This window comes from Micromonospora reichwaldensis (genome assembly GCF_031845925.1).
In the GTDB taxonomy this organism is placed as follows: Bacteria; Actinomycetota; Actinomycetes; order Mycobacteriales; family Micromonosporaceae; genus Micromonospora; species Micromonospora reichwaldensis.
This window is the reverse complement of the sequence record NZ_JAVRFL010000004.1, coordinates 33926-47089: the sequence shown is the minus strand read 5'-3', so window position 1 is coordinate 47089 and position 13164 is coordinate 33926. Positions and strand designations below refer to the sequence as shown.

General features: G+C 73.8%; 13 protein-coding genes and 1 pseudogene. 7 read left to right on the top strand and 7 right to left on the bottom strand.

The annotated features are described in order from the left end of the window. Window positions 1–79: 79 nt before the first annotated feature. The gene (locus tag RM555_RS03940) at window positions 80–640 is read right to left on the bottom strand and encodes a type 1 glutamine amidotransferase domain-containing protein (RefSeq protein ID WP_311410486.1); all 561 of its coding nucleotides are present in this window, start codon (window positions 638–640) and stop codon (window positions 80–82) included. Between the two features lie 115 nt (window positions 641–755). Here RM555_RS03940 and rfaE2 point away from each other — a divergent pair, with 115 nt between their 5' ends. Next, window positions 756–2549 (top strand): D-glycero-beta-D-manno-heptose 1-phosphate adenylyltransferase, encoded by a 1794-nt coding sequence (rfaE2, locus tag RM555_RS03935; RefSeq protein WP_311410692.1) that lies wholly within the window; start codon window positions 756–758, stop codon window positions 2547–2549. After that, window positions 2546–3424, top strand: coding sequence for a glycosyltransferase family 2 protein (locus RM555_RS03930; RefSeq protein WP_311410485.1), 879 nt, complete (start codon window positions 2546–2548; stop codon window positions 3422–3424). The genes rfaE2 and RM555_RS03930 overlap by 4 nt, the downstream gene beginning before the upstream one ends. Window positions 3425–3452: 28 nt before the next feature. Here RM555_RS03930 and RM555_RS03925 read toward each other — a convergent pair whose 3' ends face one another. The 3 genes from RM555_RS03925 to RM555_RS03915 are packed head-to-tail and all read right to left on the bottom strand — an operon-like array spanning window position 3453 to window position 5675. Then, a complete protein-coding gene (locus RM555_RS03925; RefSeq protein ID WP_311410484.1) occupies window positions 3453–4574 on the bottom strand; it encodes a glycosyltransferase family 9 protein in 1122 nt (373 codons plus the stop codon). 8 nt (window positions 4575–4582) lie between these two features. After that, a complete protein-coding gene (locus RM555_RS03920) occupies window positions 4583–5131 on the bottom strand; it encodes an Hsp20/alpha crystallin family protein (RefSeq protein ID WP_311410483.1) in 549 nt (182 codons plus the stop codon). Between the two features lie 37 nt (window positions 5132–5168). Next, a complete protein-coding gene (locus RM555_RS03915) occupies window positions 5169–5675 on the bottom strand; it encodes a DUF2231 domain-containing protein (protein WP_311410482.1) in 507 nt (168 codons plus the stop codon). Between the two features lie 191 nt (window positions 5676–5866). Here RM555_RS03915 and RM555_RS03910 point away from each other — a divergent pair, with 191 nt between their 5' ends. The 4 genes and pseudogenes from RM555_RS03910 to RM555_RS03895 form a co-directional block, all read left to right on the top strand. Beyond that, complete coding sequence (locus RM555_RS03910; RefSeq protein WP_311410481.1) at window positions 5867–6484, top strand: pyridoxamine 5'-phosphate oxidase family protein; 618 nt, start codon at window positions 5867–5869, stop codon at window positions 6482–6484. A 272-nt stretch (window positions 6485–6756) separates the two neighbouring features. Further along, window positions 6757–7458: a helix-turn-helix domain-containing protein gene (locus RM555_RS03905; protein ID WP_311410480.1), complete on the top strand. Its 702-nt coding sequence runs from the start codon at window positions 6757–6759 to the stop codon at window positions 7456–7458. Beyond that, the gene (locus RM555_RS03900; RefSeq protein WP_396888669.1) at window positions 7455–8747 is read left to right on the top strand and encodes an MFS transporter; all 1293 of its coding nucleotides are present in this window, start codon (window positions 7455–7457) and stop codon (window positions 8745–8747) included. The genes RM555_RS03905 and RM555_RS03900 overlap by 4 nt, the downstream gene beginning before the upstream one ends. 185 nt (window positions 8748–8932) lie before the next feature. Then, window positions 8933–9382, top strand: a pseudogene (locus RM555_RS03895) (SRPBCC family protein); the annotation flags it as partial. 390 nt (window positions 9383–9772) lie between these two features. On the opposite strand, the gene RM555_RS03890 reads toward RM555_RS03895, so the two are convergent. The 3 genes from RM555_RS03890 to RM555_RS03880 form a co-directional block, all read right to left on the bottom strand. Next, window positions 9773–10177 (bottom strand): VOC family protein, encoded by a 405-nt coding sequence (locus RM555_RS03890; protein ID WP_311410479.1) that lies wholly within the window; start codon window positions 10175–10177, stop codon window positions 9773–9775. Between the two features lie 93 nt (window positions 10178–10270). Beyond that, window positions 10271–10807: a DUF4240 domain-containing protein gene (locus RM555_RS03885; protein WP_311410478.1), complete on the bottom strand. Its 537-nt coding sequence runs from the start codon at window positions 10805–10807 to the stop codon at window positions 10271–10273. A 106-nt stretch (window positions 10808–10913) separates the two neighbouring features. Beyond that, on the bottom strand, window positions 10914–11291 hold the full coding sequence (locus RM555_RS03880) for a hypothetical protein (protein ID WP_311410477.1): 378 nt from the start codon (window positions 11289–11291) through the stop codon (window positions 10914–10916). A gap of 399 nt (window positions 11292–11690) precedes the next feature. Here RM555_RS03880 and RM555_RS03875 point away from each other — a divergent pair, with 399 nt between their 5' ends. Beyond that, complete coding sequence (locus RM555_RS03875; protein WP_225852467.1) at window positions 11691–13016, top strand: multicopper oxidase family protein; 1326 nt, start codon at window positions 11691–11693, stop codon at window positions 13014–13016. The last annotated feature ends 148 nt before the right edge of the window (window positions 13017–13164 follow it).

The following is a 13164-nucleotide window of genomic DNA, read 5'->3' as shown; positions in this document are numbered from 1 at the left end:
ATGCGTGCGGAGCGTAGGGCACGTCGTCGATCGTGGGGCCGGTGGCGCTGCGGCCACCGACCTCACGACCAACGATCGGTCAACGGGACGAGTGCGGGCCCTCGGCGAACTCTTCGACGATCTTGGCGCAGAAGGCCGGCAGATCGTCCGGCTTGCGGCTGCTGACCAGGCCGCCGTCCGTGACGACCTGCTCGTCGACCCACTCCGCGCCGGCGTTGACCAGGTCGGTGCGCAGGCTGGGCCAGGAGGTGAGCCGGCGGCCCCGCACCACGTCCGCCTCGATGAGCGTCCACGGCCCGTGGCAGATCACCCCGACCGGCTTGCCGGCGTCGAAGAACGCCCTGACGAAGCGCACCGCGTCCGCGTCGGCCCGCAGGAAGTCCGGGTTCGCCACCCCGCCCGGCAGCACCAGCGCGTCGTAGCCGGCCGCGTCCGCGTCGGCCGCGGTCACGTCCACGTCGTACGTCTTCGACTGGTCCAGGTGGTTGAAGGCCTGGATGGTGCCGGGCTTGAGCGAGACCAGCTCCACCGTGGCGCCGGCCTGCTCCACCGCCTCGCGGGGCTGGACGTACTCGACCTCCTCGACGCCGTCGGCGGCCAGGAACGCGATCCGCCTGCCCTGAAGTGTCGTCGCTGCCATCTCGGTCTCTCTCCTCTCCGGGGGTACCGTCCGTCCCTTCCCTGGGCCCGGTGCCCGAAACCCCTCCCCGGCGGCGGCAGGTTTGGCCCGGATGCCCCGGGGGACCCGGGACGGCATGGCAGGAGGAGCAGCGGAACAGCGCCGGCTCGCCGCGGTGGTGGAGGGCTGGCTGGGTCGTCCCGTCCTGGTCGTCGGGGACGCCATGCTCGACGAGTGGCGCTTCGCCGAGTCCGACCGGCTGTGCCGGGAGGCGCCAGCCCCGGTCCTCACCCTGCGCCGGCGGATCTCCGCGGCCGGCGGTGCGGCGAACACCGCCGTCAACGTCGCCGCGCTCGGGGGTCGGGCGGTGCTGGTGGCGCCGGTCGGCGCGGACGTCGCCGGCGACGAACTGCACGACTGTCTGGACCGGGCCGGCGTCTGGGACCGTACGGTCAACCAGCCCGCACGCCCGACGCCGGTGAAGCGGCGCATGCTGGCGGGCAACCAGATCCTGCTCCGGGAGGACTCCGGCGACGCCGACGACGTGCTCGACGGCGACGGGGTGGCCCGGCTGCTCACCGCGCTGGACTGCGCCACCGAGGAGCTGCGCGCCGCCGGTGGCGAGGCGCCCACCCTGGTGGTCTGCGACTACGGCCTGGGCGCGCTGCCCGCGCCCGTGCGCGCCTGGCTGGTGACCCACCGGGAGCGGTACGCGACGGTCGCGCTGGACGCCCACGACCTGGCCGACTGGCGCGGCCTGGCCCCGACGGTGGTGACCCCCAGCTTCGCCGAGGCGACCCGGCTACTCGCCCGGGCCGCCGGTGCCCGTCCGGCGCCCGGTGCCGGGCTGCACCTGGACCACCCGGACGGCGACCCGGCCGACGGCCCCTCCGAACTCACGGTGGGCGTCTCCCCCGGCGGTGTCGCGCCGCACCACGCCGGCCACCGCCCCGGCCCGACGAATCCGACCGGCGAGCCGACTGCCGGCGAGGGTCGGGTGGCGATGACCGGGAACGGGCTCACCGTGACCGGCACCGGCGTCACCGTCAACGCCACGGCCGGCGAGGGCGTCGACCGGGCCGTGCTGGCCGAGTCCCGCCTCGCCGAGCTGCGTGCGCACACCGGCGCGGACGTGGTGGCGGTGACCCTGGACACCGACGGCGCGGTGGTCGGCGGGGCGGACGGCGAGCCCCGGCGCAGCCACAGCACTCCCGTGCCGGCCAGCCACGCGGTGGGGGCGGGCGACGCGTACCTGGCGGCGATGACGCTGGCGCTGGCCGCCGACGCGCCGCTGCCCACCGCCGCCCAGCTGGCCCAGCTGGCCGCGACCATCACCGTCTCCGACACCGGCACCTGCGTGTGCCGCCGGGAGGACCTGCTCGTCGCGCTGGACGCACCGGTCGACGGGGCGGGCCACCGGGCGCTCGTCGGCACCGACGAGCTGGCCGCGATCGTCGAGGAACACCGCCGGGCGGGCCGCGCGATCGTCTTCACCAACGGCTGCTTCGACGTGCTGCACCGGGGCCACGTGCGCTACCTGGAGCAGGCCCGCGCGCTCGGCGACCTGCTGGTGGTGGCGGTCAACTCCGACGGCAGCGTACGCCGGCTGAAGGGCCCGGACCGGCCGGTGAACCCGGTCGAGGACCGCATCGCCCTGCTCTCCGCGCTGGCCTGCGTCGACCACGTGGTGGTCTTCGAGGAGGACTCCCCGGCGGAGCTGATCGAGACGGTCCGCCCCGACGTGTACGTCAAGGGCGGCGACTACCCGCCGGAGATGGTGCCCGAGGCGCCGCTGGTACGCAGCCTCGGCGGGCAGGTCCGCACCCTCGGGTACGTCCCCGACCGGTCCACCTCGGCGATCATCGACCGGATCCGGGCGCACGGCCAGGAGCCGCAGGAGGACACCTCCCTGACGCCCGAGCCGTCGTGAACCGCCCGCTCGACCTCGGCACGGCCGGCGGTTTCCGCGCGGACCGGCTGCTCGACGTGCTGATCCCGACCCGCAACCGCCCCGCCGAACTGGCGGTCACCCTCTCCGGGCTGGCCGCCCAGGAGGGCGTACCCGGCTTCGGCGTGGTGGTCAGCGACCAGTCCGACGGCGACGCCGCGTACCGGCACCCGGCGGCGGCCACCATGGTCCGGGCGCTGCGCCACCGGGGGCACCCCGTGCTGCTGACCCGCCGGCTGCCCCGGCGCGGGCTGGCCGAGCACCGGGCGTACCTGCTGGCCGCGTCCGCCGCCCGGTACGTGCTCTGCCTCGACGACGACGTCTGGCTGGAGCCGGGCACGCTGCGCCGGCTGGTCACCGCCATCGAGGAACTGGGCTGCGGCTTCGTCGGCAACGCGGTGCACGGGCTGTCGTACGCCGACGACGTCCGGCCGGAGACGCACCGGCACTACGAGGAGTGGACCGGACGGCCCGCCCCGGAACGGATCCGACCGGGCACGCCGCAGTGGGAGCGGGCGTCGATCCATTCGGCGGCGAACCTGCTGCACGTCACGCGCCGGCTGAACCTGCCGACGGGGGCCTGGCGGGCGTACCGGGTGTCCTGGATCGGCGGCTGTGTGCTCTACGACCGGGCGAAGCTGGTCGACTCCGGCGGGTTCGACTTCTGGCGGCGGGTGCACGAGAAGCACCAGGGCGAGGACGTCGCCGCCCAGCTCGCCGTGCTGGCGCGCTTCGGCGGCGCCGGCGTCCTGCCCAGCGGCGCATACCACCTGGAGTCGCCCACCACGGTCACCGACCGGGAGGTGGAGGCGTGGGAGGTCGTGCTCGCCGAGGAGGAGTCGGCCCAGCCGGCCTGAGCCGGCGCGCACCCGCCCCGGGGGCTGCTCAGGGGGCGCCGGGCTCGGGGCGGAGCAGCTCGCGGGCCGCCTCCAGAGCCTCGACCACCGGCACGTCGGTGACGAAGGAGTCCCGGTGCGGGCACTCGCCGTCGCCGGGGCGGTGCGGGTAGATGCCCGGGGTGCAGTCCACCCCGCAGACCGGGCAGAGCACCGTCCACGAGCTGATCGGCCGGTGCCGGCCGCGCAGCAGGTTCGCGACCGTGATCAGGTTGCCGACCCAGTAGATGCCGACGGTCGCGGTGCCCACGGCGGCGGCCAGGTGCAGTGGCCCGGTGTCGTTGGAGACCACCAGCTCGCAGCCGGCGTAGCAGCCGGCCAGCCCGCCGAGGCTGAGCGTGCCCACCTGCGGCCGGACCGGCACCCCGGCCGCCGCGACCACCCGGTCCACCACGTCCTGCTCGGCGGGCGTGCCCGTGACCAGCACCTCGTACCCGTCGCCGACCAGCTCGCGGGCCACCTCGGCGAAGCGTTCGGCGGGCCACCGGCGGCGGGTGTCCGTGGCGCCGGGGTGCAGCGCCACTCTCGGCCGCTCCGCCGGGCCGAGCACCTCGGCCGCCTCGGCCCGGTCGGCGTCGGTCACGGCCAGCGCCGGGACGATCGTGGTGGCGCCCGCGCCGACCAGGCCGGCCACCTCCAGGTAGCGGATCACCTCCTGCTGGTAGTAGACGTACCGGATCCAGCGGTCCAGCGGCGGCGCGTCCTCGGCGCGCAGCCCGGCGGTGACCCGCGCGCCGAGCGCACCGACGAACGGGTTGGAGTTGCCCCCGCCGCCGTGCAGCTGCAACGCCAGGTCGAAGCGTTCCTCGCGGGCCGCGGCCAGGAAGTCGTCCAGCGTCGACTCCGCCTCGCCCGGATCGGGACCCCGGATCCCCGGCGCGGGCGGCACCACCAGCACGCGGTCCACCGGCCCGGGCCGGTCGCGCCAGAACTTCGCGTGCCAGGGCGCGCCGAGCAGCACGATCTCCGCTTCCGGGTACGCGGCCCGCAGCGCGTCCAGCGCCGGCAGGACGAAGATGAAGTCCCCGAGCGCGTTGGCGCGCAGCACGGCGATCCGCTCGACGTCAGGCACGCGGCCGGTGGCCGGGCCGAGCAGGTTCGGGGTACCCACGCGGCTCGTTACGGCCGGTCGGTCTCGCCGACGGCGATGTCCGGGTGGTGCATCTCCCGGTCCGCGGCCGGGTCGAGGACGCTCGGCGTACCCCCGTCGGAGTCGGCGGGTCGGGGGCCGGTGCGGCCGACGGTGATGGTGCGCGGCGCGGGCCGGGCGGCCCGGGGCAGCCGCACCCGGAGCAGGCCGTGGTCCATGACCGCGTCGATGCTGTCGGGGTCCACCCGGGACGGCAGGTCGACCCGGTACTCGAAGCCCCGGGTCTCGAAGCCGCCGGGGATGCCGTGGTCGGCGTTGACCTCGGCCTCGGAGCGGGCCCGGACGCAGAGCTCGCGGTCGTCCAGTTCGACGGCGACCTCCTCCGGCGCCACCCCGGGCAGCCGCACCACGACCTCCCAGCCGTCGGCGGTCTCGGCCATCTCGACGTCCGGCGGCCCGGTCCGGCCGCCGACCAGCCGGCGCAGCTCCGAACGCAGGGACTGGAGTTCGCCCATCGGATCCCAGCCCTGCTGCCGGCCGCGCCAACCCCGGCCGGTCCCGCCGCTCTGCTCGCTCATGCCGGCCCTCCGCTGACGACCCGCTCGCTGCGCTCGCTCATTGCACCTCTCCGATCCGGTGGGTGGCCGCCGGGGATCGCAGTGAGCTGGGCGCGTCCAGCCCGGCCTCCCGGTCCACGCCGACGCCGAGCCGGTCGACCAGTTCCCCGCCCAGCCAGGCGCTCAGGCCGAGGATGGCAAGCGCGACCACCTCGATGGCGATCAGCGCGCCCCCGGCAGCCCGGGATTCGGCGTTGAGCCGGACCACCCAGATCGCGGCGAAGAGCAGGATCACCGCCACGTTGGCGGCGGCGTGGGTCAGTGCCACCCGCTTCGCGCGGGTGGCCGACGGGATGGCCAGCAGGTCGAACGTCCCGGCCGCCGCGGCCAGCAGGCCGCCGATCAGGCCGACGGTGATGTTCCAGTACGCGACCTCGCCGAGGAAGTCCGGCCCGCCGACGGTGTCCACCAGGTCGAACAGGACCGCGGTGACCAGTAGGCCGACCGGGAACATGACCAGCATCGGGTGGACGGGATGACCCAGCACCTTGAGCCGGCTCTCCATCGGGCCTCCACTGCTCGGTCTCTCCGGGCGGGTCGAGTCGGTCTTTCCGGCCGGGTCGGGTCGGGCTCTCCGGGCGGGTCGGGTGAGGCGGTACCCCCGCCCTGGGAGGGACAAACCTCGCGCTGGTCGCGCTCTAGGCTGACTCGTGGCGGACACCCCGCCACCGGAGTCAACGCACGGGGGAGGATCACGTGACGGTGGACATCACCTCGCACGAGGAACTGCGCGAGCTGCTGGGGGCGCCGATGCCGCGCGCGGTGACCAAGGAGCGGCCCGTCCTGCACGCCCGGGACCGGGACTGGCTGGCCGCGTCGCCGTTCTGCCTGGTGGCGACGGCCGGCGCGGACGGCAGCTGCGACGTCTCGCCGAAGGGCGACCCGCCCGGCTTCGCACTGGTGCTGGACGAGCGGACCATCGCCATCCCGGAGCGGCCGGGCAACCGGCGCGCCGACGGCTACCGCAACATCCTGGACAACCCGCACGTCGGATTGATCTTCATGATCCCCGGCCGTACGGACACGCTGCGGATCAACGGCCGGGCCCGACTGGTCCGCGACGCGCCGTGGTTCGACGACATGGTGGTCAAGGGGCACCGCCCGATCCTCGCCGTGATGGTGGAGATCGAGCAGATCTTCTACCACTGCGCCAAGGCGTTCCTGCGCTCCGAGCTGTGGCAGCCGGAGAGCTGGCAGCCGGACGCCCTGCCGTCCCGGGCCCGGCTGATCAAGGAGGTCGAGAACCCGGCCGAGACCCTGGCCGACCTGGAACGCCACTACGGCCCGAACTACGCCACCACCATCTACACCTGACCCCTCGCCGCCAGCCCCTGAGCCCTCCCCTGTCCGCACCTGCCGCCTCGCCGTCACCTCCTGAGCCCTCCCGGCGCTGGACCATGTCTCCCGGGCCGCGTCCCCTGGCCGCCCGCGCGGGTGACACACCGCGCGCCACCCGCCAGGGCACCCTCCCCAGTGAGCCCTTGGTGATGCGGTGTTGGGCTGCCATCGGCGGGGTGGGTGTCGGGTCAGGTGTGGTGGCGGCCGGGGCGTTGCTAAAGGGTTCTTTATAAAGATAGCTTTAGGGTGTGTCGTTACCCGAGGTGAAACTCTCCGACCCCAAGGCCCTGCGCGGGTACGCGCACCCGCTGCGGATGGCGCTGATCGGTCTGCTGCGCCAGCAGGGCCCGATGACCGCGACCCAGGCTGCCGAGCGGCTCGGCGAGAGCGTGCCGAACTGCTCGTTCCACCTCCGGCAGCTCGCCAAGTACGGGCTCGCCGAGCGGGCACCCGGCGCCGACGCCCGCGAGCGGCCCTGGCGGGCCACCGCCCTCAACACCTCCTGGGACGACGTCTCGGACGACCCGCAGACCCGCGCGGCCGTCGACGAACTGAGCGCCGTCCAGCTCGCCCTCTACGTCCGCAAGGCCGAGGAGTTCCTGGCCCGACGCGCCGAGGAGTCGACGGCCTGGCGGGCGGTCACCGGGTTCAGCGACCGGCCGGTGCACGTCACCGCCGACGAGATGGCCGAGCTGGCCACCCGGATCGACGCCCTGCTCGCCGAGTACGACGACCGGATCACCGATCCGACGCGGCGGCCGGCCGGCAGCCGGAAGGTCAGCATCATGCACCTGGCCGTCCTCGCCGACCCGCCACCCACCGATGCCACCGACCCGCCCACCACCACCGCCAACGCGGCCGCCACCGGTGCCGGCAGCGGCGGGGACGGGGAGCTTCCGGTCAGCGGACCGGTTGCCCGCGACCTCGGTGAGCAGGAGGGCGACCGGTGAGCGGTCAGGCGACCGGCGTCCCGGTTGCCGCCCCGCCCGGCGGTCCCGCCGGGCGCGGCCCGCTGCCCCGGCTGCTGCGCGAGCGCGTGTTCCGTCGGTACTGGTCGGCGCAGACCGTCTCGTACTTCGGCGACGAGATCTCCACGCTGGCCCTGCCGCTGCTGGCCGTGCTGGTCTTCGAGGCGACCCCCGCCGAGATGGGCTACCTGACCGCCGCCGCGCTCGCCCCGAACCTGCTCTTCTCGCTGCTCGCCGGCGCCTGGGTCGACCGGTACCCGCACAAGCGCCGGCTCATGATCCTGACGGACCTCGGGCGGGCGCTGCTGCTCACCGCCGTGCCGGTGGCGTACGTGCTGGACCTGCTGACGATGCCGCAGCTCTACCTGGCGGCCTTCGCGGTCGGCACGCTCGCCGTGATCTTCGAGGTCGCCCGGGGGCCGCTCTTCGTCTCCGTCGTCGGGCGCGCCGACTACGTCGAGGCGAACACCCTCATCAACGGCAGCCGGGCGATGTCACTGGTGGCCGGGCCGAGCGTCGGCGGCGTCCTCGTGCAGGTGCTCACCGCGCCGATCGCCCTGGTCGCCGACGCGCTGTCGTACGTCGTGTCCGCGTACTTCCTGGTGCGGATCCGGCCGACGGAGCCGGCGCCCGCGCGCGGCGGCGGACTGGCCCTCGGCGCCGGGCTGGGCTTCATCGCGCGGACGCCGATGATGCGCGCGCTCCTGCTCGGCACCACCACCGTCAACCTGTTCAACTTCATGTTCATCGCGCTCTTCGTGCTCTACGCGACGCAGGAACTCGGTCTCACGCCCGGCCTGCTGGGCGCGGTGCTGGGCGCGGGCGCGGTGGGCGGCCTGATCGGGGCGGCGCTCACCGGCCGGCTGGTGCGCCGCTTCGGCGTCGGACCGACGCTGCTGGCCGGGTTCGTCCTCTTCCCCGCCCCCACGCTGCTCGTCCCCCTCGCTGGCGGGCCGACACCACTGGTGGTCGGGATGCTCTTCGCCGCCGAGTTCCTCTCCGCCCTCGGGGTGATGCTGCTCGACATCACGGTCGGCTCGGTGCAGACCGCGCTGACCCCGGAGGCGCTGCTGGCCCGCGTGGCGGGGGCGCGGCGCACCGTCAACTACGGCATCCGGCCGATCGGCGCGTTGATCGGCGGCGCGCTCGGCAGCACCCTCGGCGTACGGCCGGCGTTGTGGATCGCGACGGCGGGCGCGCTCGCCGGGGTGCTGTGGGTCGCCTTCTCCCCGGTACGCCGCCTACGCGGGCTCCCCGACCAGGCCGACTGACCGGCCCGCGCCGCGGTGCACCACGACCGTCCGATGTGGCAGGTGGGCCGGTCCGGCGATGGAGCGTCGCGGCAATGTCGGCAGGTCCGGCGGTTGAGTGCCCCCGGTCGGGGTAGGAGTTTCGTCGACGATGACGGCTCTGTCTGCCGAACGACAACGGTTCGACCTGACGAGGAGGATTGCCCATGACCACGAAGGTCGAGAAGTCCATCGAAGTACAGGTTCCGGTCAGCACCGCGTACAACCAGTGGACGCAGTTCGAGGAGTTCCCCCGCTTCATGGGGGGCGTCCGTGAGGTGCGCCAGCTCGACGACAGGCGGATGCACTGGGTCGCCGAGATCGGTGGCGTCCAGCGCGAGTGGGACGCCAGGGTGCTGGAGCAGGTGCCCGACCGGAAGGTGGCCTGGGCGGCCACCGAGGGTGTGACCAACGCCGGCGCGGTCTACTTCCAGCCCGTCGACGCCGGCCGCACCATGGTCAGCCTGCACCTCGAGTACGAGCCCGAGGGCCTGCTCGAGAAGGCCGGCGACAAGCTCAACATCATCGAGCGGCAGGCGGAATCCGACCTGCGGAAGTTCAAGACGTACATCGAGGAGCGCGGCGTCGAGACCGGCGCCTGGCGCGGCACCGTCGACAGCGGCCTCGGTGTCGGCACTCCGGGCGTCGAGCACGCCGCCGCCACCCGCGGCGACAGCGGCAGCGCCGGTGTGTCCGGCAAGGCCGTGGCGGCGGGCGCCGCCGTGGCCGGGGCCGCCGCTGCCGGAGCCGCCGCGGCCGCGAAGCGCCGCTCCGACGCCGACGACCGGCCGGCCACCACGACGACCGACACGGAGTACGTGGTGACCGAGGTCGAGGTCGTTCCGGAGCCCGGCACCGCCGGCTACCCGCACCGCACCCTCTGATCTCCCCGCACACCTGCCCCTGTCGGTGGACGGCCCGGTTCCCCGCGAACCGGGCCGTCCGCTCGTGCGCGGCCTGGGCACGCTCGGCCGCCCGTGCCCGGCGTCAGCTCGGGCCGGGTGGCGTCAGTGCGCCTCCGCGGACGCCGTCCACAGGTGACCGTCCGGGTCGGCGAAGGTGCCCGTGTAGGCCCACGGCTGCTGACCTGGCTCGACGACGACCTGCGCGCCTGCGGCCCGGGCCCGCCCGACGAGTTCGTCGACCTCGGCCGGTGTCGCGGCCGGGAGGCTGACGAGGCACTCGCTCTGCCCGCGCGGGGCCACCTCGTGGTCGCCGATGACCCAGCCGAAGCCGCCGGTGGGCACCAGCATGACGCGGAGGCCGTCGTTGACGGCGTACTGCAGGGGCTCGGGGATGCCGTCCTCGGCCAACTCGCCGACGGCCTCCAGGCCGAGCCCCTCCGAGTAGAAGCGGTACGAGGTGGGGCGGTCGGCGATCGGCAGGGCGACGACGACGGGTGCGTACTGCATGAGGCTGCCTCCGGAGGGTTGACGACTGCGTACGGTCAGTGTGCGGGCCGTCGCGCGGAACTCCTGGTTGCCCCCGCCCTGGCGGGCGTGGTGTCAGGCGCTCCAGCCGGCCGGGTTGGTGCAGGACTCGCGGGAGATGCCCGAGCCCGTCTCCGGCCAGGCGCCGAAGCGCTCCCTGTGCAGCCTGGCGAAGAAGTAGCACATGGCCTCGCACGCGGTGTCGGGCAGAGCGACGGTCGGATCGGCGTGCACCGCCTCGTAGAAATCCCGCCCGAGCGCGACGATGTGGCCCCGGGAGTAGAGGAAACCGTCGTCGGAGCCGTCGGTCACCTCGTGCACGTCGGCCCGGTCGATGTCGTGCAGTTTGCGCTCGAGCACCCGATCCAGGTCGGTCAACTCCCGGCTGGACAGTCCCTCGGCGAGCTGGCGCAGGTTGTCGAGGAACCGGTCGAGCCACGCGTCGATGGCGTACAGGCCCTCGTCGCCGGCTGCCGGGTCCCGCGTCGGCAGCGCCCGCCGGAGCGCGGCGGGCTCGTCGCCGAGCCGTTCCCAGGCCTCCTCGACGAGGGCCCAGAACCGGGCCTCCTCCTCGACGCTCGGCACCCGCACGCCATCCACCAGATCAGTCACGTCGGGAGGGTAGCGACGAGGACCGACAAAAGTCGTGGGTCGCCGGCGTACGCCATGCCTCCCGGCAGGGTCGCGGCACCGCGCGGTCGGGTCGGGCCCGCCGGGGTCAGCGACCGTCGGCGCGGGCGTGCCGGCGGCCCGCGGCGGGCGCGGCCGGGACCGCGCCCTGCTCCGTGTGCCGGGCGGCCCGCTCGGAGACCAACTGGCCGAACAGCCCGCTGGGTCGGCCGCAGTCTCCGCACAGGAAGTTGTCGTCGAGTCGCCCGCCGCCGCAGTGGTCGCAGCGACCCCGGTCGCGCGGGTCGTGGTACGCCCGCAACGCCTCCACCAGGGCGCGGGCGACCGGGGCGCTCAGCGCCAGCCGCGACTGCACGCCCCGCAGGCCGACGACCAGCTCGCCGTGCGGCGCGGCGGCCGGATCGAGCGCGTCGACGCGGGCCACGAAGTCGCGGAGGGTGGCCAGGACGTCATCGGGTGCGGGCATGCGTCGACCGTACGACACGCCTCGCCACCTCGGCGGCCCGTCGTCGCCCGCGAGATCCACCGGCATCTCCCCGCACCCGTCACGCCCACCCGCCCTGCCATCCATAGGGGCATTCGACCCGCAGAGCGTCTCCAGGTGCGCGGCCGATAGGGGTCACCTCTCTGTGTGATTGCCGGCATCATCGTGCCTGCGACGACCGTCCGGCCCGCCAGCCGCCGGCGCCTGCGGGAACTCTCGCGAACATCCTGGGAAGGGACCAACTTGTCCACTCGTCGTCAACTGCTGCGCCTCGGTGCGGCGTCGGGCATCATCGGGGCTACCAGCGGCCTGGTCAGCCTCGCCGGACGGTTGGGCGCAGCCCCCGCAGCGGCAGGGGTAGCTTCCCCGACGCCCCCGCCCGTGACCCCGTTCACCGTCCCGTTGACCGTGCCGCAGACCCTGCGCCCGGTGCTGCGGACCGCCACCACCGACTACTACTCGGTCACGATGCACCGCAGGCGCCTGGAGATCGTGCCGGGCACCCGCACCGAGGTGTACACCTACAACGGCGACCTGCCCGGCCCGACGATCCGCGCTACGTCGGGTCGGCGGGTGGTGGTACGCCAGCGCAACCGGCTGGACATGCCCACGGCGGTGCACCTGCACGGCGGCGCCACCGCCCCCGGCGACGACGGCTCGGGCGACGCCACGATTCCGCCCGGCGGCGAGCGGGTCTACAACTATCCGAACCGGCAGCCGCACGCCACGCTCTGGATGCACGACCACACCCACCACATGGAGGCCGAGCACCTCTACCGGGGCCTGTCCAGCCTCTACCTGCTCACCGACCGCACCGAGGCGGCGCTCCCGTTGCCCCGCGGCCGGTTCGACGTCCCGCTGGTGCTACGCGACGCGCACCTGGACGCCAACGCTCAGCTGGTCTGGACCATGGACGACGCCGACAACCGGACCACCCTGCTGGTCAACGGGCGGCCGTGGCCGCGCTTTGAGGTACAGGCCCGCCGCTACCGTTTCCGTTTGGTCAACTCAAGCAATCTGCGGTTCTTCCTGCTGCGGCTCGCCGACGGCGGGGACATCACGGTGATCGGTTCCGACGGAGGCCTGCTGGAGGCGCCGGTCACCATGCAGCACCTGCTGTTCTCGCCCGGCGAACGGCTCGACGTGGTGATCGACTTCGCCCGCTACCAGCCTGGCACCTCGGTGGTGCTGCAGAACCTGATGGGGCCGGGCCCGGCCGAGCAGGTAGGCCAGGTGATGCGCTTCGACGTCGTACGGGCGAAGGGGCGGGACCGCACCTCGGTACCGCAGCGGCTGCGCACCCTGCCTCCACTGCCCACGCCGACCGTGCGCCGCAACATCGAGCTGCGGATGGACGAGCCGGGCTCCGGTGGGCACCAGGCGTACATCGACGGCAAGGTCTTCGATCCGGCGCGGATCGACACCACCATCGCCTGGGGCAGCACCGAGGAGTGGACGGTTACCAACGCCAACGCCTTCATGCCGCACAACTTCCACATGCACCTGGTGCAGTTCCGGGTGCTCGGCCGCAACGGCGCACCGGCCGATCCCACCGAGTCCGGCCTGAAGGACACTGTGATCGTCTGGCCCGGGCAGAGCGTACGGCTCCAGGCCACCTTCGACACCTGGCGCGGGGTCTACCCGTACCACTGCCACATGGTCGACCACAGCGCGATGGGCATGATGGCCAATCTCAAGATCGTCTGATCCGACCCGCTGGGAGAGTCACACGGGCCGGGTCGTTGCGCGGGCAGCTTGGCGTGGCACGGGGGTGCGGGCCATGCGCGGACGGGATCTCGACGGGCGTGACCGACCTGGAGAAACGAAGAAGCCCAGGTCGTTGACCTGGGCTTCT